At 38.2% G+C, this 440-nt stretch carries 1 protein-coding gene; it reads left to right on the forward strand.

The window, feature by feature from the left end; translation table 11 throughout:
• Positions 1-300 (forward strand): hypothetical protein (locus Q5762_RS37185; RefSeq protein WP_315896729.1); only part of this gene is annotated, 300 nt, incomplete at its 5' end.
• Positions 301-440: the final 140 nt, after the last annotated feature.

Raw genomic sequence — 440 nt, forward strand, 5'->3', positions numbered from 1 at the left:
GCCGCGGTTGTAAATAATCCAGATAAAGTCTCAGATATCCCATTTGGCATGCCTAGATTTTTAAACTCTATTTCAAGTGAACAATGGCAAACGTATTACGACACAGGTGAGTATACGAATGAAATCTATCGTTCTGTAAATTGTATGGACCAAATAAGATTAGTTGTAAAACATCCACGTAGTTTACGTTTTAGTTATGGTGGTACAGGAACAATTTCGTTACCAATGTGGGGCGACTTTCTCATCGAGCAAAGAGCACTTAGTGGTCCAAGAAATGAGTATACTTTGCGTGAGATGTGACATCGCTTATAACAAACATTCAAGGAATCAACATACTTTTCCTAATCTGGAAATATTCTTTTATATCATCAAGTCTAACAAGGTTCTGCCCAAAAGCTTGTTACGGTGGCCTGCTTAGACTTGTGATCACCAAGCGATTC

This window comes from Streptomyces sp. P9(2023) (genome assembly GCF_032436795.1).
In the GTDB taxonomy this organism is placed as follows: Bacteria; Actinomycetota; Actinomycetes; order Streptomycetales; family Streptomycetaceae; genus Streptomyces.